Source organism: Clostridia bacterium (genome assembly GCA_017438525.1).
GTDB lineage: Bacteria > Bacillota > Clostridia > Oscillospirales > RGIG8002 > RGIG8002.
Genome location: JAFRVI010000075.1, coordinates 40,944 through 63,394 on the forward strand (window position 1 = coordinate 40,944; position 22,451 = coordinate 63,394).

Annotated in this window: 21 protein-coding genes; 17 read left to right on the top strand and 4 right to left on the bottom strand. The window is 56.8% G+C overall.

Annotation, left to right across the window (positions count from 1 at the left end):
- Nucleotides 1–39: 39 nt before the first annotated feature.
- From IJL83_06900 to IJL83_06930, 7 genes are all read left to right on the top strand, one after another.
- Entirely contained in the window at nt 40–858 is an 819-nt protein-coding gene (locus IJL83_06900; protein ID MBQ6553322.1) for an SDR family NAD(P)-dependent oxidoreductase, read from the top strand.
- The gene (locus IJL83_06905; protein ID MBQ6553323.1) at nt 855–1,310 is read left to right on the top strand and encodes a GNAT family N-acetyltransferase; all 456 of its coding nucleotides are present in this window, start codon (nt 855–857) and stop codon (nt 1,308–1,310) included. The genes IJL83_06900 and IJL83_06905 overlap by 4 nt, the downstream gene beginning before the upstream one ends.
- A 203-nt stretch (nt 1,311–1,513) precedes the next feature.
- Complete coding sequence (locus IJL83_06910; protein MBQ6553324.1) at nt 1,514–2,251, top strand: hypothetical protein; 738 nt, start codon at nt 1,514–1,516, stop codon at nt 2,249–2,251.
- Nucleotides 2,241–4,085, top strand: coding sequence for a TIGR03960 family B12-binding radical SAM protein (locus IJL83_06915; protein MBQ6553325.1), 1,845 nt, complete (start codon nt 2,241–2,243; stop codon nt 4,083–4,085). The genes IJL83_06910 and IJL83_06915 overlap by 11 nt, the downstream gene beginning before the upstream one ends.
- Complete coding sequence (locus tag IJL83_06920; GenBank protein ID MBQ6553326.1) at nt 4,072–4,695, top strand: DUF2344 domain-containing protein; 624 nt, start codon at nt 4,072–4,074, stop codon at nt 4,693–4,695. Before IJL83_06915 ends, IJL83_06920 begins: the two co-directional genes overlap by 14 nt.
- 46 nt (nt 4,696–4,741) lie before the next feature.
- Nucleotides 4,742–5,566, top strand: coding sequence for a hypothetical protein (locus tag IJL83_06925; protein ID MBQ6553327.1), 825 nt, complete (start codon nt 4,742–4,744; stop codon nt 5,564–5,566).
- Between the two features lie 226 nt (nt 5,567–5,792).
- Nucleotides 5,793–8,885 (top strand): RNA polymerase sigma factor, encoded by a 3,093-nt coding sequence (locus IJL83_06930; protein MBQ6553328.1) that lies wholly within the window; start codon nt 5,793–5,795, stop codon nt 8,883–8,885.
- Nucleotides 8,886–9,099: 214 nt separating this feature from the next.
- On the opposite strand, the gene IJL83_06935 is transcribed toward IJL83_06930, so the two are convergent.
- The 3 genes from IJL83_06935 to IJL83_06945 are packed head-to-tail and all read right to left on the bottom strand — an operon-like array spanning nt 9,100 to nt 12,808.
- The gene (locus IJL83_06935; protein MBQ6553329.1) at nt 9,100–9,999 is read right to left on the bottom strand and encodes a DegV family protein; all 900 of its coding nucleotides are present in this window, start codon (nt 9,997–9,999) and stop codon (nt 9,100–9,102) included.
- Nucleotides 10,000–10,009: 10 nt separating this feature from the next.
- Nucleotides 10,010–11,674: a DAK2 domain-containing protein gene (locus tag IJL83_06940; GenBank protein ID MBQ6553330.1), complete on the bottom strand. Its 1,665-nt coding sequence runs from the start codon at nt 11,672–11,674 to the stop codon at nt 10,010–10,012.
- A gap of 15 nt (nt 11,675–11,689) precedes the next feature.
- Nucleotides 11,690–12,808 carry a hypothetical protein gene (locus IJL83_06945; protein MBQ6553331.1) on the bottom strand — a complete coding sequence of 373 codons (1,119 nt, stop codon included), beginning with the start codon at nt 12,806–12,808 and terminating at the stop codon, nt 11,690–11,692.
- 288 nt (nt 12,809–13,096) lie between these two features.
- On the opposite strand from IJL83_06945, the gene rplS reads away from it, so the two are divergent.
- From rplS to nrdR, 10 genes are all read left to right on the top strand, one after another.
- On the top strand, nt 13,097–13,441 hold the full coding sequence (gene rplS, locus IJL83_06950; protein ID MBQ6553332.1) for a 50S ribosomal protein L19: 345 nt from the start codon (nt 13,097–13,099) through the stop codon (nt 13,439–13,441).
- 53 nt (nt 13,442–13,494) lie between these two features.
- Nucleotides 13,495–14,403, top strand: coding sequence for a signal peptidase I (gene lepB, locus IJL83_06955; protein ID MBQ6553333.1), 909 nt, complete (start codon nt 13,495–13,497; stop codon nt 14,401–14,403).
- Nucleotides 14,390–15,256, top strand: a complete 867-nt coding sequence (ylqF, locus tag IJL83_06960) for a ribosome biogenesis GTPase YlqF (protein ID MBQ6553334.1) — start codon at nt 14,390–14,392, stop codon at nt 15,254–15,256. The genes lepB and ylqF overlap by 14 nt, the downstream gene beginning before the upstream one ends.
- Nucleotides 15,246–15,857, top strand: coding sequence for a ribonuclease HII (locus tag IJL83_06965; protein MBQ6553335.1), 612 nt, complete (start codon nt 15,246–15,248; stop codon nt 15,855–15,857). Before ylqF ends, IJL83_06965 begins: the two co-directional genes overlap by 11 nt.
- Before the next feature lie 3 nt (nt 15,858–15,860).
- Nucleotides 15,861–16,253, top strand: coding sequence for a YraN family protein (locus IJL83_06970; GenBank protein ID MBQ6553336.1), 393 nt, complete (start codon nt 15,861–15,863; stop codon nt 16,251–16,253).
- Nucleotides 16,254–16,300: 47 nt separating this feature from the next.
- Complete coding sequence (locus tag IJL83_06975; protein MBQ6553337.1) at nt 16,301–17,776, top strand: threonine synthase; 1,476 nt, start codon at nt 16,301–16,303, stop codon at nt 17,774–17,776.
- A gap of 4 nt (nt 17,777–17,780) precedes the next feature.
- A complete protein-coding gene (locus IJL83_06980; protein MBQ6553338.1) occupies nt 17,781–18,467 on the top strand; it encodes a metallophosphoesterase in 687 nt (228 codons plus the stop codon).
- A 140-nt stretch (nt 18,468–18,607) separates the two neighbouring features.
- Nucleotides 18,608–19,906 carry a protein translocase subunit SecD gene (gene secD, locus IJL83_06985; protein MBQ6553339.1) on the top strand — a complete coding sequence of 433 codons (1,299 nt, stop codon included), beginning with the start codon at nt 18,608–18,610 and terminating at the stop codon, nt 19,904–19,906.
- Nucleotides 19,899–21,107, top strand: coding sequence for a hypothetical protein (locus IJL83_06990; GenBank protein MBQ6553340.1), 1,209 nt, complete (start codon nt 19,899–19,901; stop codon nt 21,105–21,107). The genes secD and IJL83_06990 overlap by 8 nt, the downstream gene beginning before the upstream one ends.
- A 71-nt stretch (nt 21,108–21,178) precedes the next feature.
- Nucleotides 21,179–21,637 carry a transcriptional repressor NrdR gene (gene nrdR, locus IJL83_06995; protein ID MBQ6553341.1) on the top strand — a complete coding sequence of 153 codons (459 nt, stop codon included), beginning with the start codon at nt 21,179–21,181 and terminating at the stop codon, nt 21,635–21,637.
- 67 nt (nt 21,638–21,704) lie between these two features.
- Here nrdR and IJL83_07000 read toward each other — a convergent pair whose 3' ends face one another.
- On the bottom strand, nt 21,705–22,451 hold the full coding sequence (locus IJL83_07000) for a 4-hydroxy-tetrahydrodipicolinate reductase (GenBank protein ID MBQ6553342.1): 747 nt from the start codon (nt 22,449–22,451) through the stop codon (nt 21,705–21,707).

Below are 22,451 nucleotides of genomic sequence, written 5' to 3' on the forward strand. Positions count from 1 at the left end.
TTAAAAGAGAACTGCGCACGCTCCCTTGAGGGCAGGACCGTGCTGATAACCGGCGCCAACAGCGGCGTCGGCTTCAAGACGGCCGAAACGATGGCGTACCTCGGCGCGTCCGTGATAATGGCGTGCAGGAATCTTGAAAAAGCGTCGGCCGCGCGCGAAAAGCTGCTCGCGGACTATCCCGAAGCGGATATCTGCGTGATGCGGCTCGACATGGCGGACTTCGCTTCGATAGACGCTTTCGCGGAGCAGCTGCCGGACGTTGACGTCTTCATCAACAACGCGGGGCTTTTCCACCGCCGCGGCGAGAAGACGAAGGACGGCTTCGATCTGGTGATGGGCACGAACTATATCGGCGTTTATTACCTGAGCGAAAAGATACTTCCGAAGCTCGCGGCGTCGGGGCGCGAGGTCGTGTATATCAACACGATTTCGCTTATCCACAAGGTCGCGCGCGTGAAGCTTTCGCGCTTCGACGACAGCCGCGGCGCGTACGCGCGTTCCAAGCTCTGCCTCGCGCGCTATTCGCGCTACCTCGCGGAGAAGTACAGGGATACGAACGTCCGCGTTTATATGGTCCACCCCGGAATCGCGAAGACGCCGATCGCGTCGCACTTTCTCGGCGGGATGGACGCGCTGTCGAAGATCGTGCCGATAAATTCAGCGGAGAAATCGTCGCTCGCGGCGGCGTGGATACTGTCGCACGACGTTCCGGACGCCTGCGTCGTCGGGCCGAATAAGATATTCGGCGGCTGGGGTTACCCGAAGCTGAACCGCACCTGCCGCAGAGCGAAGCGGGATATAGAGCCGCTCGTCGAATTCACGAAAGAGCAAATAGAAACGCGGAGGGCTGCGAATTGATAAAGCTTACCGGCGTTACCGAAGATAACTGGCTCGAGGTCGCTTCTCTGACCGTCAGAGACGACCAGAAGGAATACCTCGCGCCCGCGATAGGCATTATCGCGAGAGGATACGTCTACCGCGACTGCAACGCGAGGGTTTTCGCGGTCGAAAACGACGGAACCGTCGTCGGCGTCGCGCTCGTCAGGGAGTTCGCCGACGAGCCGCTCGGATACGACCTGCAGCAGTTCATGATAGGCGCGGAGTATCAGGGCAGGGGCTACGGCTCCGCCGCGCTCGCGCTGATCCTGGACGAGCTGCGAAAAGAAGGGCATTACGATCACGTCGAGGTCTGCGTGAAAAAAGCCGACCTCGCGGCGATACGCCTTTATGAAAAACACGGCTTCACCGATTCCGGATATATCGACGATGACGCGCCGGATTCGCTTAACATGATATGCCGCCTCTTTTGATATTTCGCTTGCATTAACGGTGAAACCGTGATAGAATAAACACGTCATACAGAGTAGGCGCGGACGCGTGAAGTGCCGTCGGGACGGGGAGTTGCCCGGCGGACGAAGGAACGTTCCGCGGTGTCCGCGCCGCATCCCGCTGTCAATATCGGCTGAAATATCTTCCCGATATCATTGCGAGAATGTATGGGGGAGGTATTGTTATGAATGAAACAAAAACCGAAAACGAACGGCTCGTAAATCCGTTCAAGGTACTGAAGGCGTCGGCGCTGGAGCTGACGAAGCTGCCGACCGTCTGCGTGCTCGCGGTCATGCTCGCGTGCTGCTACGTCTTCGGAATGCTCACGATACCGCTGCTCGGGCAGGCGCTGCAGATCAAGTTCTCGTTCCTGATCTACGCGCTCTGCGGCGCGCTGTACGGCCCTGTTCCGACGGTGCTGCTCGGCGTTATGGATCAGCTTCTCGTGGAAACGCTGATGAAGGGCAACGGCTTCCTGCTCGGCTACGTGATATCATTCGCGTTCCGCGGACTGCTTTTCGGCTCGCTGCTCTATCACCGCGCGCTCCCGCAAAAGGGGCTCTCCGTCGGCCGCGTCGCGCTGACGAAGGCGGCGGACACGGTGTTTTACAACGTCCTGCTGAATACGTATCTGAACTATCACTACGGCTTCATAAGCGCGGGCTCGTTCGCCGCGGCGGTCACCGTCCGCGTCGGCAAGAACATAGTCCTGCTGCCGCTTGAAATATTCCTGCTCTGTGTCTTCCTCGCCGCGATGCTCCGCGCGCTTCCGCATATCGGCGGACTGCCGGAGGTGAAGACGGAGAAGATAACGAAAAAGCAGACGGCGGTCATCATCTCCCTCGCCGCGCTCGGCATGGGACTGCTGCTGGCGTATCTGTTCATACCTTCGTTCCGAGAGGTGTTGAAGTTTGGCTTATAGCGATATCGAAAAAAGACTGACGGAAGTAAAGAAGCCCTCCCGCTACTGCGGTGGAGAGGTCAATTCCGTCATCAAAGATCCGGCTTCTACCGAGGTCAGCTACGCGTTCTGCTTCCCGGACCTCTACGAAGTCGGCATGTCGCATATCGGTATGAAGATACTCTATTCCGCGGCGAACCGGCTCGACTTCGTTCGCTGCGAGCGCGTTTTCGCGCCGGACCGCGATATGATAGAGCTTATGCGCGAGACGGATACTTCGCTCTTTTCGCTTGAGAACAAGCTGCCCGTCGCGTCCTTCGACCTCGTCGGGTTCTCGCTTCAATACGAGCTTTCCTATACCACGATGCTTCAGATGCTGAAGCTCGCGGGCATCCCGCTTTACTCACGCGACCGCGGCGAAGACGACCCGCTCGTCATCGTCGGCGGCCCGTGCTCCTACAACAGCGAGCCGATCGCGGACTTCGTCGACCTCGTCGTGCTCGGAGAAGGGGAGGAGGTCGGCGACGAAACGCTCGAGCTTATCCGCACCTGCAAGCGCGAGGGCTGCGGCCGCGCCGAAACGCTTCGCCGCTTCGCCGGTATCAAGGGCATATACGTCCCGTCCTTCTACGACGTCGAATACGACGGCGTGAAGGTCAGATCGATAACCCCCAACCGCCCGGAAGCGCCGGCGCGGATAAGAAAGCGCATCGTCGAGGATCTCGACAAAGCGTTCTATCCGGAGAGCTACGTCGTGCCTTACGGCGAGATCGTCCACGACCGCGCCTCCGTAGAGGTGCAGCGCGGCTGCATACGCGGCTGCCGCTTCTGCCAGGCGGGCTTCATCTACCGCCCGTTCCGCACGAAGAGCGCGGAAAAGCTGAACGCGACCGCGAAGACGCTCTGCGACAACACCGGCTACGACGAGCTTTCGCTGCTGTCGCTTTCGACCAGCGACTACCCCGAATTGAGCGGCCTCGTCGACGGACTCAACGAGTGGGCGGAGCCGAAGGGGATAAACCTCGCGCTGCCTTCTCTGCGCGTCGACAACTTCTCTATCGAGCTGATGAAGCGCGTGCAGAAGCTCCGCAAGAGCGGGCTCACACTCGCGCCCGAAGCGGGCAGCGAGCGCATGCGCAACGTGATAAACAAAAACGTGCACGAGGCGGACATAATGCGCGCCGTGAACGCGGCGTTCGGCGGCGGCTTTACCTCCGTCAAGCTCTACTTTATGCTCGGCCTGCCGTTTGAAACCGACGAGGATATCGTCGCCATCGCCGACACCGCGCAGAAGGTCGTAGACGCCTACTACGCGAGCGAGGGCAGGCAGAAGGGCAAAAGCGTTTCCGTTTCGCTCTCCGTCGCGGCGTTCGTGCCCAAGCCCTTCACGCCGTTCCAGTACGTGCCGCAGGACACCGCGGAGGAGCACTCGCGCAAGCAGAAGCTTCTGCGCGAGCACGTCCGTTCGAACAAGATAAAGCTCTCCACGCACGACGCGGATACGTCGTATATCGAAGCGGTGCTTGCCCGCGGCGACCGCCGCCTCGTTCCCGCGATGGCGCTCGCCGTCGAGCGCGGAGCGTATCTGGAGGGCTGGAGCGAGAACTTCTCACTCGATTTCTGGAAAGAGATCTTCGCCGAATGCGGCATAAACGGCGACGACTACGCCTGCCGCGAACGCGGTACGGACGAGCTGCTCCCATGGTCGCATATAGACATAGGCGTAACTGACAGATTCTTCATATCCGAATACGAAAAAGCGAAGCAGGCGGCCGCCTCGCCCAACTGCGCCGAAAAATGCCTCGGCTGCGGCGCCGCGTCGCTGGGAGGGGGAAGGTACTGTGCGAAACGTTAGAGTCAGATACGAGAAGACCGGCGACGCGCGTTTCGTTTCCCACCTCGACCTCGTGCGCACCTTCGCCCGCGCCGTCCGCCGCGCCGACCTGAACGTGTATTACACCGAGGGCTACAACCCGCATATAAAGATGAACTTCCTGCCGCCGCTTTCGCTCGGTTACGAGAGCCTGTGCGAAGCGTTCGATATGCGTCTGACGGACGAAACGCCATGCCCGGAGGTCGCCCGGCGGCTCCGCGCCGTCCTGCCGGAGCTGCTGCGCGTTACCGACGCATACGAGCCGGAGACCGACCTTTCCGACGCCGCCTCCGTGCAGTACTCGCTGCGCTTTGACGCCGACGCGGACAAGGCGGCGGAAACGCTTTCGCGCGGCGGGCTCGTCATCGAGAAGAAGACGAAGCGCGGGCAGATAACCGTCGACGTACACGACGCGCTGATAAGCGCGAAAAGCGCGGACGGCGCGCTCGAGATAACGCTTCCGATGGGGGAGAGCTGCCTCAATCCGCGCCACGTCGTCGAGGCGCTGAATACCTACGGCGGCTTTGAGATCGAAGACTTCCGCTGCGTCCGCAGGCAGCTTTTCGCCGCCGACGGCAGCGTATTCAGATAACATAAGAAACGCGCCCGACGGGCGCGTTTTCGGCAAGGAGGCAATTATGAAGATAAAATTTCTCGGCACCGCCGCCGCGGAGGCGATACCGGCGCTGTTCTGCACCTGCGAGACCTGCCGCGAAGCGCGGAAGGCGGGCGGCCGCGAACTGCGTCTGCGTTCGCAGGCGCTTATCAACGATACGCTGCTCATCGATCTTAACGGCGACACCGCCGCGAACGCGCAGCGCTTCGGGCTGGATATGACGCGCGTTTTCCATTGTCTGATAACCCACGTCCACAGCGACCACTTCTGCGTGCCGGAGTTTTTCTACGTCAGCCCCGGCTTTACACACCGAGACGGAATGCCGCCGCTGACCGTGCACGGCAGCGAAGACGTCGCCGAAGCGCTTGAAAAGAGCGTCGCCGCCGCGAAGGGCGCGCTCGTCTGCCGCTTCGAGCCGCCGTTCACGCCGTTCAACGCGGGCGGCGTGCGCGTGACTGCGCTGAAGGCGAGCCACGGCATCCCTCATCCGTATATCTACCTGCTCGAGCAGGAGGGCAAGGCAATCCTCTACGCGCACGACACCGGCCCCTTCCCTGAGGAAACCTGGGATTACCTCGGTCGGTCGAACGTCCGGCTGTCGCTCGTTTCGCTCGACTGCAACGACGGCGACGTTGACGATATCGAATACGACGGACATATGTGCGTCGGGCGCTGCAAAAGGGTGCGCGACAGACTGAAGTTGCTTGGGATCGCGGACGAAAGCGCCGTTTTCGTGCTAAACCATTTTTCTCACAACGGCGTCCGCACGCTCTACCGCGATATGTCGAAGATCGCCGAACGCGAGGGCTTCATCGCCTCCTACGACGGACTTGAACTGACGGTTTAAAAATAGAATAGTTAAACAGCCGCCCTCGGGGGCTCATAAAGAGGATTCTGCTCACGGCTGTTCTCAAGAGTAGGACGGACAGAGAATTGCCCGTCCTTTTTGATAAAAATTCGCTTTTTACCCAACCTTTTTCTCCTCTCATTTGTCTAATAGGCAGAGTGCTCGAAAAAACAAAAAGGAGTGATCGACCATTTACAGATCGTACGACGATGAAACGCTCGTTTATATGACGCTTGCAGGCGATCAGGACGCGTACGGCGAACTTGTACTGCGCTGGCAGAGCGCGGCGCTTGCGCAGGCGAATTCGGTCCTGCAATCGGTATATCTGTCCGAGGATGCGGCGCAGGACGCGTTCGTCGCGGCGTGGCTGAAGCTTAACACGCTCTCCGATCCGTCAAAGTTCGGCGCGTGGGTGTGCAAAGCCGCAAAAAACCGCGCAAAGAACATACTCGTCCGTTACAGCGGCTGGATGGATTTTTCAGCGTACGAAAATACCGCGGCGGACGATACTTTCTCGCCGACGGTTGCACTGATAGGCACGAGCGAAAAGGAAGAGCTGCATAACGCGATAAAGTCTTTGCCTGAAAAAGTGAGAACGGTTATAACTCTACACTATTTTGAAGGGCTTTCCGTCGCAGAAATAGCGGACAAAATGAGGATATCAGTCGGCACGGCGAAATGGCATCTATCCGACGGAAGAAAGAGATTGAGAGGGGAACTTATGGCGACAAACGAAGATTATAACGACACGCTCACAGAGCGCGTGATGAAGAAGGTCGAAGAGCTGAAATTATGGTCGTCCAAAACGGATAAGACCGGATTTGAGCTCGTGTATAAGGACGTTCTGACGGACGTAGAAGACCTGCCGGAGTCGGAGAAAAAGTATCACGCAATGGCGGACGTGCTTCTGCGCGGCTTCTGGTGGCTGCCCGGCAAAAAGAACGACAGCCTGGTCGTGCGCATCGCGGACGCTGCAGAAAAAGGCCATAACGACGAGGCGACGGCTTTCATATGCTCGAAGGAGGACGCAAAGCTGTCCGGTGAGGCAAAGATCGAATTCATCCTCGACAAGCAGATACCGCGTCTGACAGGTGAAGATCTGCCAATCGCACTTGGTTCCGAATGGCTGGCACTTGCCAACGCATATCTTGAAACGGAACAACACGAAAAGGGCTTGCAGGCACTTAAAAAGGCAAGGGAAATACTGCCGAAGAACAGCGTGCAGTACGCGAGCATATTTTACGCAGAAGACTTGGTCGAGCTGCGCGATACAAAGTATAAAGAAAAAGACAAATACAAATTCAGAGTATATTCGTCCGGATATGAGATTTCTTTAAAGAACGGATATCCGTTAAAGACAAATGAACAGTTTTTTAACTATAAAGGTGAATGGACCCCCGCGGTTGGCGGTTGGTATCGTATTTTAGCTAACGCATCATGCTGCGACGGGATATTTTTTACTGAGGGCGCAGATGTCGGATACGTTAAAACTGCATCGGATAAAACGACGCTAACGCTTTTAAGTAAAACAGAGACCGTAGATACTCCCGCAGGCATATTTGAAGACTGCGAGCTGTGGGAAACGTTACCCGCTGATTCGTACATATCCGAAGTCTACCGCGCGTATTACAAACGCGGTGTCGGTATGGTAAAATTCTGCGAGATCATAAACGACGAGGTTGAAACGGTAGTTTTGTCCTCTTACAACGTTAAGAAAAGCGACAGCCTGATGCCGCTTGATAAAGACAATACGTGGGAATATACGCGGCAGTCGGAATATCCGTCCGTCTATCATGATGTAAAAATCAAAGTCGTTTTCAAATCCGATGAAAAAGTAACGCTTGCAGTCTTCTCGGAGACGGAACGGTTGTATTACGACGAACACAGCTTTGCCGATATGGCTTATGCGGTACGTTCCGAATATTACGATTTCGAGGAAAAAATAATAGATGTACGCGATTACATAAAAAAGCTTTCTGCCGCCGCAAAAACAAAACTGCAGAAGGCGCACGCAAAGGTCGCTTCATCCGTTATGGACAGACTGATGGACGAAAACGGCATAACCGAAAATGATCAATATGAAAACACCTGGAACTTCTTTGAGTATAAAACTTTCAGCCAAAGAAACGGAAACGTGGTATGTCAGGAAAACCGTGATTTCGCTTTTGAATGGAAGTGTGTCAGAGGTACGGTATATGACGACCAGGTGCTTTTCAATTATATCTATGATTTTCTGTCTGACAATTTCGGCTGCGTCTATTCGGATCAATGGGTCCCGGGCTTCCGTACCGTAAAAGAGCTTTACGATTACAATGACGATTCTGTAAAAACGGAGCTGATATGTGAAGATGCGGGTAAAGTCAAAGTTGCCTGCGGTGAGTTTGACGACTGCCTGCGTGTAACTATCGATACGACCGGTAAATTGGAATACCACGAGTATTACGGCGGCAAAAAGACATATATTTTCGCAAAAGGTGTAGGTATAATCAGATCAGAAAACTATTATGCCGAAAACGCGCTATGCGCCGTATACGAGCTGACGGAGTACGAAGGGACAGGCGAAGGATATTTTCCGCTTGATGACGGGTTACACCGCCACTATGACCTGATAAACCCGAAAAGAAACTACGTCGGATATACAGACTACACGTTTGTAAAAGATAATTACGGCAGGACGGTGGTTTTTTCGGACAAGCGAGGTTCAAGGAAAAAGGCGGAGCTATTGGAATACTATAAAACGAAAGATGAGAAAGAAGTCGGAGAGCTTTGGGATAAGCGCGATTTTGACGAGTATTACATCCGTCAGGGACTTGTCAATCTGAAAATACAGATACATGCGTTGTTTGAGGCAAATCCCACAAACTGGTTTGACGCATGTTTACCGGCGGCGCACAATCAATTTTCAATGCGGGTTATTGAGAGCTTCGGAGAGGGCGGCGTACCGGAAATATGGTACGGAGCGTACGCGAGAAAGAGCCTTATAGCAGCCGCGGTGTTGTTCGCCTGCGGCAAGACCGAAAAAGGCAGACAGTATATGGAAACAGCGTTTACATACTACGAGAAATGGAACGCGATCCCGAAAGTAACAAAGCTGCCCGTCGGCGCGCCGTGGCTGTTCGGAAACGTAACTGCCGAAAAAGGAAGCGGGATCCTTACGCTGTCCAACGGCAGCAAGGAAGTGCTTGACATTGTTATTTTCAGAGAAAGACCAATGTCGGAAATCAGTGCAGCGCTGAACAGCTGGGGATGGTTTGACTCGGTGAGAAAAGAGCCGTTCTTCGCAGAATACATAAAACGGGCTGAAGAATATAAGGATTAAAAAGGCGGCGCCGCGGACGAAAGCACAGTTTTCGTGCTCAACCACTTTTCGCATAACGGTGTACATGTGCTCTACCGCGATATGTCTAAGATCGCGGAACGTGAGGGCTTCACAGCTTCCTACGACGGATTGGAGATCACGGTCTGACGGCGCAGATACAACGAAAAAACGCACGCCCGCGGGCGTGCGTTTTATACTGTATTACTGTGTTTGCTTATTTATTCAGCTCTCTTATCTTCGGGTCGCCGTAGAAGCCGAGGATTATCGTGCCGGGGCCGACGGAGGAGCCGATGCCCTGCTCGATATAGCCGAAGTGGAAGTTTATCTTCTTATCGGGGAAGAAACCCTGTATCTCGCTGGCGACCTGCTTTGCGTCGGCTTCGCAGTCGGCGTGGGCGATGCAGACGTTGTTGTTCGCGTCGAGGTCGGCGTAGTCGCGGACGAACTCGGCGCTTCTGGTCAGCGACGCTTTCCTGCCTCTGACCTTCTCGACGGCGACGTTGTGGCCGGTCTCGTCGTAGACGATCATCGGCTTGACGCTCAGCAGCCCGCCGAAGAAGGCGGCGGAGGCACTGACGCGTCCGGCGCGGCGCAGATAGGAAAGATTCTCGACGGTGCCGGCTTCATTGAAGCGGCTCCTGTTGTCGAGCACCCACTGATGCACGTCGTCGATGCTCATTCCCGCGTCGCGTTTTTTGGCGGCTTCGATGAGCATCATCGCCAGCGAATAGCAGCAGTTATAGGAATCGACGCAGTATATCTTCCTGTCGGGGAACTCCGCCCGCAGCTTTTCCCCGGCGACGATACTTTCGGAAACTGAGCTGGACAGCGCCTTGCAGCAGGAGATCGAGAGCACGTCGCGCCCCTCTGAGAGCGCCTTGCGGAACGCCTCCTCATAGGCGGCGGACGAGACCTGCGACGAACGGAAGCGCGCTCCGCTCTTCACTATGTCGTAATACTGCTGCGGCGTGAACTGCCCCCAGTCGCGGTCTGTCAGATATTCGACATCGTCGATATAGATGTGCATCGGCAGGGAAGGCTCGATGCCGTATTCGTTCAGCTGCTCACTGGTCAGATTGCAGCTGGTGTCGGTGAAGATCGCAAATTTTTCCATAACTTTTCTCCTATTCAAGAATTACTATGAAGTCGTAGACCTCCTGTTTGCCGTCTATTTCGTAAAACTCCTTGCCGGAGTATTGCGAAGCGAAGAGCGCGCGGACGTTTTCCTTATCCGCGTCGGTGGCGTCGGCGCCGTAAAAAACGGTGGCGATGTCTTTTTCGGCGATGCCGAGGCGGTCGCAAAGGAGCCGCAGCGCCTCGGTCTTGTCGGGGGAAGAGGAGATGATCTTTTTGTTGGTGAAGCCTATGTAGTCGTTGTTTTTGACCGAAACGTCGTTGTATTCGACGCTGCGTATCGCGCGGCAGACCATGCCGGTCAGCGCGTAGTCCATGTTCTCGATAAAGTTCCGCTTTATCGTCTCCGCGTCGCCGGAGCTGTAGTCGAGCATCGAAAGCCCGGCGTAAGCCTGGCCGAGATTGACCGACGGGATGACGTGTATCGTCGATCTCTCATAAAGCCGGCCCGCCTGCTCGGCGGCCATAAAGATGTTTGAGTTGTTCGGAAAAACGAAGATGTCGTCGGCGTTGATCGCGTCGAACGCCTCGATGAAGTCCTTTATCGAGGGGTTTTTGCCCTGTCCGCCTTCGATTATGCAGTCCGCGCCGAGCTCGCGGAAGATCTCGATCACGCCGCTTCCGCTCGTCACGACGCAGGCGGCGAACTTCGCGCGCTGTTTCTGCGCTTTGGGGAGCTCCGCTGCCTTTTTCAGCTCGTGCTCGTTGTGCTGGAGCATCATATTCTCGATCTTCACTGTGAGGAATTCGCCGAACTGCTGGCAGAACTCCAGCGCCTTCGACGGAGTCATCGTGTGCACGTGCACCTTTACGACGGAGTCGTTTTTGAACGCGACGATCGAGTCGCCGATCGTGGAAAGATAGTCGATTATAACGTTTTCGTCGAACGCGTCGACGTCGCATTTCGCACTCATAAGCCTCAGCAGGAACTCCGTGCAGTAGCCGAACTCGAACTTATCGTCCTTGCCGAAAAGCGATATGTCCGCGGCGGCGGTCGCCTGCGCCGCGCCTTCGCCGAGCGAAAGCTCGTTGCCCTTGATCGCATCGAAAGCGCCCTCCGCGATGAGATAAAGCCCCGCGCCGCCGCTGTCGATAACGCCGGCCTCCTTGAGCACGTCCAGCAGCTCTGGAGTGTTGGCGAGGGAGGCGTTCATGCGTTTGATGATGAGATCGGTGAATTCGCCGAGAGTCGTGTTTTCGTTTATCAGCGGGAAGATATCGTCGACGGATTCCCGTGCGACGGTGAGTATCGTGCCTTCTACGGGGGAAACGACCGTTTCGTAAGCGCGTTTCGCGCCGTTGATAAAGGCGGCGGCGAGGTCGTTTATCGAGGCGGTCTCCACGCCCTCGAGTCCGGTGCTGATGCCGTAGAATATCTGCGAGAGGATAACGCCGCTGTTGCCGCGCGCGGAAAGCAGCATGCCGCTTGCGAGCGCACGCGCTTTTTTGCAGACGGAGTTAGCCGGCTCCTTGCGCATTTCCGCGACGCCGCCGGAGATGGTGCGGAACATATTGTCGCCGGTGTCTCCGTCGGGGATGGGGAAGACGTTGAGGTCGTTTATCTGCTTGATGTTCTGCTGCAGCTTTGCGGCTCCGTTGGCGGCGAACTTCTCGAGCATCAGCCCGTCAACGAGCTTGAAATCGTAATAATTCATAAATTATCAGTCCGCTCAAATGGATTTTTTGAAGCAGCGTCTGCGTTTGTTCTGCACCTTGTCAAAGTGCTTCATGAGGTTGATTATGTGGTGGTTATCCTCGAGCATAAGGTTCGTTTCGAGGTGGTGCAGGTCGCTCTTCTGCAAAAAGTCTATCAGCAGTCCGATCATCGCGGTCACGACGCCCTTGGATTCGTATTCGGGCAGTATACCGATGAGACCGAGGTCGATGACCTTCGGATGCTTTTTGGAGCGCAGGAAGCGGATGAGGAATGGAAGCGTCATGCGGCCCTTTGACTTTCTGACAGCGTCGGAGATCGACGGGAACATCAGCGAGAAGCCGACGGTGCGGTCCTCCTTGTCCTTTATCATCATTATATCGTGAGGGCGAACGACAAGCTTGAAATCCTTTATGTAGTTGTCGACTATTTCCTGATTCAGCGGCATGGTGCCGTAAAGGCGGGCGTACGTCTTTTCGATGACGTCGAAGATGCCGTTGATGTGCTCGTCGACGAGCTCCTTGATGGAATCCGCCTGATAGAGATGCAGCCCGTACTTGTCGAGCATGCGGTTGCTGACGCGGATGATCTTTTCCGGGCTTTCCTTCGGGCTGTAAAGCTGATGCTCCAGCCAGTCGACATCCTTCACGAAGCCGTGCGCCTCGATCAGCTTCTGATAGTATTCGTAGTTATACTGCTCCTCGAAGGTCTGGAACTGGTCGAAGCCTTCGATCAGCAGGCCCTCGCGCTCGAGGTCGGAGTAGCCGAGCGGGCCGACGAACTCCTCCATGCCCTTATCCTTCGCCCACTTTTCGACGGCGGCGAAGAGTGCGCCGGAGACTTTTTCGTCGTCGATGGAGTCGAAGCGGGTGAAGCGGACGCGCTTCTGATCCCACTTTTCGTTCGCCTCGCGCTGGATTATGCCCTGTATGCGCCCGACGGTCTTTCCGTCCTCATAAGCGATATAGCAGACGGTGTCGCAAACCTTGTTGAATGGGTAGTCCGGCTTGAAGATATCAAACTCCCCGCCGTAAAGCATCGGCACGAAGTATTCGTTGCCTTTGTACAGCTTCAGCGGGAAGCGGACGAAATCCTTTTGTCCCTTCTTGGTTTTGACCTCTCTGATTTCCAACACGTTCCGTCACTCCTTTTTGAAAGAGTTTACATATGTGTCAATTCTATCACAGAAGTATGAAAAATTCAATACAAAATAAAAACCTTGTCGTTTCCTATCGAACGTGTGTTATAATATATTCGTTGACGGCGGAGAAAACTTTTTTCAAAAAAACGAAAAAAAGACTTGATTTATTCGAAATTGTGTGTTATTATGTCTCGGTTATAAAAGGGAATTTCCGCTGTCCCGCGGCCGAAAGCAGCCGCCGAAGTATGGGAGAATGAAGTTTCCGGAAGGGAAAGAATAAATATGGACTATGTAAAACAGCTTTCTGAGCAACAGCTCAAACAGGAGATCCCTCAGTTCGCGATCGGCGACACCGTCAGAGTGCACGTTCTGATCAAAGAGGGCTCGCGTGAGAGAATCCAGGTTTTCGAGGGTATCGTGATCGCCCGCAAGAACGGCGGCATTTCCGAGACCTTCACCGTTAGGCGCGTGACATACGGCGTCGGCGTCGAGAGAACCTTCCTTCTCCATTCCCCGAAGGTCACCAAGATCGAGGTCACGAGAAAGGGTAAAGTTCGCAGAAGCAAGCTTTATTATCTGCGCGACAGAGTCGGTAAGGCGGCCAAGACGAAGCAGTCGTTCAAATAAGCAACGGGAAGGGGACGTAAGTCCCCTTTTTGCAATGTTTCAAGAGGTTTCTTATGTCTGATTTCGACAAAGAAAAATACGGCGATTACGAAGAAGCGATGAAGCGGCTTATGTCCGACCCCATCTTTGATGATATCGACGGTGAGGGCGCGAAGCCGGACGCGCCGCAGGCGGAGCCCGCCGCGGAAGAAATCGCTGCCGATTACGCTCCGGCCGCGCCGGAAGCCGCGCCCGAGCGGGAGTTCGCCCGCGCGCCCGAGGAAGCCGACGCGCCTTCGTATCCGGAACCGGAAGCGGAAGAGCGCGAAACCGCGGAGCAGTCGGAGGAGTATCTTCCCGCCGCCGCTGTCACGGCTCCCGCGCCGAGCGATGAAAAGAAAAAGCGCAAGGACCCCGTCACCGGCGTTTTCGAGTGGGTGGAGTCCGCGATTTTCGCCGTCGTGGTCGTTATATTGCTGTTCACCTTCATTTTCCGCATCGTCGGCATCGACGGCAGGTCGATGGTGCCGACCCTGCAGAACGACGACAGGGTTGTCATCAGCAACCTTTTCTATACTCCGAAAACCGGCGATATCGTCGTTCTCGACACGAGCGAAGACATGATATTCTTCAACGGCAGACAATACTCTAAGCCGCTTATCAAGCGCGTGATCGCGACCGAAGGACAGACCGTTGAAGTCACGGCCGCGGAAAACGGCGGGCAGAGAGTGTACGTTGACGGCGTGGAACTGAAGGAAGACTATATCAACTTCCAGACCGTCACGCGCAGCTCCGGCCAGGCGAAGCTGACGGTGCCGAAAGACCATATTTTCGTTATGGGCGACAACCGCGGCGAGAGTCTCGATTCCCGCTCCTTCGGCTGTATCAGCGTTAACGCGATAGTCGGCAGGGCGCTGTTCAGAATATTCCCGCTGTCCGAAATGGGACTGCTGACAACAGACGATCCTTATGGAGAACATTAACTGGTACCCCGGACATATGCGTAAGACCGAGCGGCAGATTGCGAAGGATCTGACGCTCGTTGACGCAGTTATAGAAATACTCGACGCGCGCATCCCGCGCAGCAGCAAGAATCCGGATATGGAGCGCATAACGCGCTCGAAGCCGCGCGTCCTTGTTTTCAACAAGATCGACCTTGCGGACCCCGACCTCTCGACGAAGTGGGCGGAGCATTACAAAAAGCAGGGTTACAAATGCGTTTTCTGCGACTGCAAGGGCGGCAGGGGAGTCAACAAGGTGCTGCCCGCCGTGCGCGAGCTGCTCGCGGACAAGATAAACGCGAGAGCCGCCAAAGGAATGGGCGGAATGGCGATACGCGCGCTCGTTGCGGGCATCCCGAACGTCGGCAAATCCTCCCTCATCAACCGCCTCGTCGGCAGCGGCAAGGCGAAGGTGGAGGACCGCCCCGGCGTGACGCGCGAAAACCGATGGCTCACGCTTTCCGACGGCACCGAACTGATGGACACCCCCGGCATCCTCTGGCCGAAGCTCGACGCGGAAAGCGGCCCGAAACTCGCCTTCACCGGAGCGATAACCGACCGCATAACCGATACCGAAGGTCTCGCCGCGCAGCTGCTTGAGTTCGTGCGCGACGCCTATCCGGACTTCATCGGCGCGCGCTACGGAGTGGAAGCCGCCGCCGGCTTTGAAATGCTCGAAGCGGTCGGCCGCCGCCGCGGCTGTATGGTCAAGGGCGGGGAGATAGACACGCTCCGCGCGTCCGAGCTCGTGCTCGACGATTTCAGGGGCGGAAAGCTCGGCAGGATCACGCTCGACCTGCCGGACGGGGAACGGACGATTGCAGATGAAGGATAATTCTTCGCTTTTCGAATACGATTCCGCGATCCGTGCCGAAGCAGGCGTCGAGCTGCTCTGCGGCGTCGACGAAGCGGGAAGAGGCCCCCTCGCGGGTCCGGTCTGCGCCGCCGCGGTCATTCTGCCGGAGGGAGTCCGCATACCGGGCGTAAACGACTCCAAAAAAATATCAGAGCCGAAGCGCGAGGAGCTGTTCGGCGTTATAACCGAAACCGCGCTCGCGTGGGCGGTCGCGTTTTCGGACGAAAAAGAGATAGACGAGATCAACATACTCAACGCCGCGATGCTGGCGATGAAACGCGCGGTTGAAGCCCTCGGAGCGAAGCCGCAGCTCGCGCTTATCGACGGCAACCGCGTTCCGAAGCTTTCGGTACCCGCGCGCTGCGTGATAAAGGGCGATGCGACAAGCGCGTCGATCGCCGCGGCGTCGATACTCGCGAAGGTCAGCCGTGACCGGCTGATGTACGAATACGACGCCAGGTTTCCCGAATACGGCTTCGCGCAGCACAAGGGATACGGCACGAAGCGGCATTACGACGCGATCGACCGCTTCGGAGTGCTGGATATACACAGAAAAACCTTTTTGAAGGGCAGGGCGTGATCCATGTACACCCGAGCCGCGTCGAACGGTAAATGGGGCGAGATATACGCGGCGCGTATGCTTCGCGAAAAGGGCGGTTACGAGCTGATCGCCTGCGATTACCGCGTCCGCGGAGGCGAGATAGACCTCATCGCGATACACGGCGAAATGCTTGTCTGCGCCGAGGTGAAGGCCCGCGGTAAAAACGCGATAGGAGAGCCGCGCGAATGGGTGACGGAGTCGAAACGGCGCAAGCTCATCACCGCCGCGAAACTCTTTCTGGCGCAGGACGGCCGCCGCCTTCAGCCGCGTTTCGACGTTATCGAGGTCTGGCTGGACGATTCGTCGCTCCCGCCGAAACTATTGAAAATAAACCACATCGAAAACGCGTTCAGCTGCGAGGACGAGATATTCTGAAACCGGCGGCGCGTTGCACTTTTTACGGTACCTACGGAGGTAAAAAAATGAGATACCGCAGCACGAGAAACGAAAGTGAATACGTCTCTTCCGCGAGAGCGATCATCAACGGCATCGCTCCCGACGGCGGACTTTATATTCCCGAGAGCATCCCGCGCCTGACCGGCGAAGACGTCGCCGCGATAATGGAGTGCGACTACGGAAAGACCGCGCTGACGGTGCTGAAAAAGTACCTCACGGACTTCACCGAAGCGGAGCTCGCGGAAATGGTGAACGCCGCCTACGCCTCCTTCGATACGCCGGACGTCGTTCCGCTCACGAAGCTTTCCGGCGCGGACTACGCGCTCGAGCTCTGGCACGGGCCGACCTCCGCCTTCAAGGACGTCGCGCTGCAGATCCTGCCGTACTTCATCACCGCCGCCGCGAAAAAGACGGGGCTCGACAAGACCGTGCATATCCTCGTCGCGACCTCCGGCGACACCGGCAAGGCGGCTCTGGAGGGCTTCAGCGGCGTTGAAGGCACGAAGATAACAGTCTTCTATCCCGCCGACGGAGTCAGCGATATGCAGAAGCTCCAGATGACGACGCAGGAGGGCGAAAACGTCAGCGTCAGCGGCATCGCCGGCAACTTCGACGACGCGCAGACCGGAGTCAAGCGCATCTTCGCGGACCCGGCGATCGCGGAAAAACTCGCCGCGCGCGGCGAAGTCCTTTCCAGCGCGAACTCGATAAACTGGGGACGCCTCGTGCCGCAGATTGCCTACTACGTTCACACGTGGGCGCAGCTGAAAAAGCAGGGCGCGGCGCTTGACGGCGGCTTCAACGTCGTCGTGCCGACCGGCAACTTCGGCAACATCCTCGCCGCCTACTACGCGAAGATGATGGGCGCGCCGATAAACAAGCTCGTCTGCGCCTCCAACAGAAACCGCGTGCTGACAGACTTCTTCGCCACCGGCGAATACGATAAGAACCGCGAGTTCTACACCACCGAATCGCCGTCGATGGATATACTCATCTCATCGAACCTCGAGCGCCTGCTCAGCTACCTGGCCGACGGCTCCGCGGAAGCGGTGCGCGGCTTCATGAAGTCACTAACCGAAACCGGAAGCTACGGTGTTACGGATGAGATGGAACGCCGCGCGTCGGAGCTTTTCTTCGGCTCCTGCGCGAACGACGCGGAGACGTCCGCGGCGATCGGAAAGACCTTCTCGGAAACCGGCTATCTGCCCGATACCCACACCGCCGTCGGCATAAAGGTCTGCGGCGACTACCGCGCCGCGACGGGCGACGAACGCCCCTGCGTGATCGCCTCCACCGCCTCGCCGTATAAATTCCCCGCCGCCGTGCTCGGCGCGATAGGGGAGAGCGCCGAAGGCGCGCCCTTCGAGCTTATCGAACGCCTCGAGGCGAAGACCGGCGTTCCCGCGCCCGCCCGCATTTCCGCGCTGAAGGATAAGGCGGTACGCTTCACCGGCGTATGCCGCCCCGAAGAGATGGCGGACGTCGTGCTTGAGCAGAGGTGAGCGGATGGCGGTATACACCATAGCCGACCTGCACCTTTCCTTCGGCACCGACAAGCCGATGAACGTCTTCAACGGCTGGCAGAACTACGAGGAGCGCTTGAAGGTGAACTGGCTCGCGACCGTCGGGCCGGACGACACCGTAGTGCTCGCCGGCGACTTTTCGTGGGGGATGGACCTGCCGCAGACGCTTCCGGACTTCCGCTTCATCGACGAGCTGCCGGGCGAAAAACTGCTCGTCAAGGGCAACCACGACTACTGGTGGACTACGGTCAAAAAGATGACCGGATTCATTGACGAAAACGGCCTGACGACGATAAAATTCCTGCATAACAACTCTTACGTTCGCGGCGGTGTCAACCTCTGCGGAACGCGCGGCTGGCTCTATAATCAGCCGACTGAGCTTGACAAAAAGGTCTTCAACCGCGAGCTTATGCGGCTTGAAGCGTCCCTCGCCTCCGCTGAGGAGGGGATGGAGCGCGTCGCGTTCCTGCACTATCCGCCGGTCTTTTCCGGAACCGCGTGCGTCGAGGTCGCCGACCTGCTTGCGAAGTACGGCGTGCGCCGCTGCTACTTCGGGCATATCCACGTCCGCGACAGCGAATTTCGCGACGGATTCACTTACGACGGAGTGGAATACAAGCTCGTTTCGAGTATATGCGCGGACTTTTGTCCCGTAAAGGTCGCGGAATAAACGAAATCGGCAAAAAAACGATTGACAAACACCCGGACCTACTATATAATGTATATTTGATAGTTTATTATCAATAAAATCGCGCCCGACGGAAAAATCCGCCGAGCGCGTAAAACCGAATTATTCGGAGGGGAAGTCAAATGAGACAAAAAGCAAAGCCCGTCTTCTTTATCGTGCTTGCGGCTATCCTGTTTCTGACTTACGTGGCCTTTTTCGGCTTGTACAGATACTACGGTGATATGTCGTCCGGCATTTCCGGAGCGGGCAAGATCAGGTGGGGAATAGACATCCGCGGCGGCGTGGACGCCACGTTCCAACCTGATACGACCGAAGAAATTACCGACGAAAACATAGACGGTGCGATAACGATACTCAAGCAGCGTCTTGACGACAAGGGAATCTCCGACAGCGAAGTCATCGGGGACTATTCCGCCGACCGCATCATCGTACGTTTCCCGTGGAAAGCCGACGAATCGAACTTCGATCCCGAGACTGCCATAAAGGAAATCGGCGAGACCGCGCTGCTGAGCTTTAAGGACCCTAACGGCGAGACTGTTCTGACCGGCGCGGACGTCAACCAGGCGACTGCGGGCTATGACCAGCAGAACGCGCAGTATATCGTTTCCCTCGACCTTAACAGCGAGGGTTCGACCAAGTTCGCGACCGCTACGAGCGCCAACGTCGGCAAGCAGATAAGCATCTATCTCGACGACGAGCTGATCTCATCCCCCGTCGTCAACGAGGCGATAACCAACGGCAGAGCGTCCATCAGCGGCAGCTTCAAGGAGTATTCCGAGGTCAAGGCGCTGGCGGACAAGATCAACGCCGGTTCGCTGCCCTTCTCGCTGAAGGTCGAGACCTACTCCACCATCAGCCCGACGCTCGGCGAAGACGCGCTTGACGTTATGCTTCTCTCCGCGGCAATCGCGCTCGGGCTCATCGCGCTCTTCATGCTCTGGAGATACAAGGTGCCCGGACTCGTCGCGATCATCTCGATCGTCGGTCAGGTCGCCTGCACCATACTTGCGATCAACGGCTTCATCTTCGTGCTGCCGATGTTCGCTGCGCAGACGCTGACGCTGCCCGGCCTTGCCGGTATTATTCTTGCTGTCGGTATGGGCGTTGACGCCAACGTCATCACCGCCGAGAGAATCAAGGAAGAAGTCGTCGCCGGCAGGACCATCGACGGCGCTATCGAAGCCGGCTACAAGAAGGCGTGGAGCTCCATTCTGGACGGCAACGTAACGACCTTCATCGTCGCGTTCATCCTTTTCATAATGGGCAGCGGCACGATCAAGTCCTTCGGCTTCACCCTCGGAGTCGGCGTTCTGCTGAACTTCGTAATGGGCGTTTTCGCTTCCAGACTGATGCTGAGAGGCATTTCCAAGTTCAAGGTCTTCCGCAAGGTGACCCTTTACGGAGGTGCGAAAAATGCGTAAGAGATATTATGATTTCTGCAAAAACAGCAAGTGGTTCGTGCTTTGTATCGCGGTCGTCTACGTCGTTACGATAGCGATGGCGTTCATCAGCGGCATCGGCGTTGACATCAAGTTTACCGGCGGTGCCCTGCTCAAGTACAGCTACACCGGCGGCACCGTCGATCTCAAGAACATCGAGAGCATCGCGGAAGGCACGCTCGGCAGAGACGTTACCGTTCAGGAAAACACCGATTCCTCCGGCAACAAAATGATAACCATAAGCGTCGCCAACCGCGGCGGTACGAAGGTAAATGACGAACCCGCGGCCGCGGGCGAAGAAGACGCCGCCGCGAGCAGCGAAGAAACTCCTATCGGCGATGCCCCGGTCGTCGGCGATACCAACGCCGGAGAAAAGGTGGAGAACCCCGAAGTATACGTTGCAAACGACGGTGAAGTCACCACCACGGGCGCCGAAGACGGCGAAGTCACCACCACGGGCGCCGAAGACGGAGAGGTTACGACCACCGATGATGAAGACGGCGAGGCCGCCGAAGACGCCGCCGCTTCGACCAAGACCGAAGCCGATATCTACGCGGTCAACGTCGAAGAGGAAGCCGCGCTGAAGGAGGCAATTCAAAAGGCGTACCCCGACGTTACCTTCACCAACGCGGGCTCGAACAGCGTCTCCGCTTCGATGGGTAAAGAAACCCTCATCAAGAGCTTGATCGCGGTGCTCATCGCGGTCGGTCTGATGCTCATCTACATAGCGATCCGCTTCCGCAAGATAGGCGGCTGGAGAGCCGGTTTCTGCGCGATAGTTTCGCTGCTGGTATCGCTTTCTTTCGTGTTCGCGACCTTCGTGATAATGGGCAGCTCCCTGAGCGAGAATTTCATTGCCGTCATGCTGACCATCCTCGGCTACGCGATCAACAACACGATCATTATCTATGACCGTGTCCGCGAGAACAAAGCGAAACTCGGCCGCGGCAGAGTCGATTACGCCAAGCTTGTCAACGACAGTATGAACGAAACGCTGACGAGAACGATAAACACGACTATAACGACCTCCATAGCAATCGGTACCGTCGCAGTTATGTCCATCGTTTTCAACATCGAATCCATTATCAGCTTCGCGTTCCCGATGCTTGTCGGCATTATAGTCGGCACGCTCTCCACGCTGTTCATTTCCGGACCGCTGTGGGTCAAGCTCCAGAAGAACTGAATCACGCACGGACGGCTGGCTTCGGTCAGCCGTCTCAATATTAAGATGACGGAGGAACCTTTATGAAAGGCATGAAATGCCCCTTCTGCGCTTGGGAGGACAGCAAGGTCATTGATTCCCGCCCGACCGACGATTGCGAGCGCATCCGCCGCCGCAGGGAATGTTTGAAATGCGGCGAACGCTTCACGACTTATGAGGCGATCGAGCGCATACCGATAATCGTCATCAAAAAGGACGGCTCCCGCGAGCCGTTCAGTGCGGAGAAGCTTCTGCGGCAGATGCTGATCGCCTGCGGCAAGCGCGCCGTGCCGACGGAGCGCATCGAGCGCGCCGTATTCGATATCGAGGCGTCGCTGCAGAACTCACTGCTGCGCGAGGTCGAATCCTCGCGTATCGGCGAGCTGGCGCTGGAAAAGCTGCGCGACATCGACGAGGTCGCCTACGTCCGCTTCGCCTCGGTCTATAAGGAGTTCCGCGACATAGACAGCTTCATGGCGGAGCTTCAGCAGCTCAAGCGCGAGCAGGAATAGGATAACACGAGCAAAAGCGGAGCAGGGAAAACCCTGCTCCGCTTTAATGTATCGTATTATTGATTGATTACTCGCCGATCATATCGTCCATCGAGTACATACCGTTTTCCTTGGCGGAGATGAACTGCGCGGCCTTGACCGCGCCGACGGCGAAGATATCGCGCGAAAGCGCGGTATGCTTCAGCGTGACGACCTCGTCCTTGCCGGCGAAGATGACCTCGTGGTCGCCGACTATCGTGCCTCCGCGCACGGAGGAGATTCCAAGCTCTTTCTTGTCGCGCTTCTGCCTGCGGGAGTGGCGGTCGTAGACGTAGACCGGCTCCTCCGGAAGCGCGCCGGAGATGGCGTCCGCGAGCATTATCGCTGTCCCGCTGGGCGCGTCGAGCTTGCGGTTGTGGTGCATCTCGACTATCTCGATATCGAAGGAATCGTAAAGTATCGACGCCGCCTTCTTCGCGAGCCCCGCGAGCAGGTTGACGCCGAAAGACATATTGTATGAGAAGAATACCGGCACCTGCGCGGACGCATTCCGCATATATTCGACCTGCTCGTCAGAAATGCCCGTCGTCGCGATGACCGCGGGCGTTTTCGTTTTAACGGCGTAGTCGATTATGCTTTTCAGCAGGGAGGGGTGGGAGAAGTCGATAACGCAGTCGTATTTTCCCGGCGCCTCCGAAATATCGGAGTAGACGGGGAAGCCGACCTCGGCGGCGACCTTGTCGACGCCGGCTGCCGGCTCGTGTCCGTATTCGCGGGCTACGGCGGCGACCGCCCTGCCCATAGCGCCCGCGGCGCCGCAAATCAGAATCTTCAT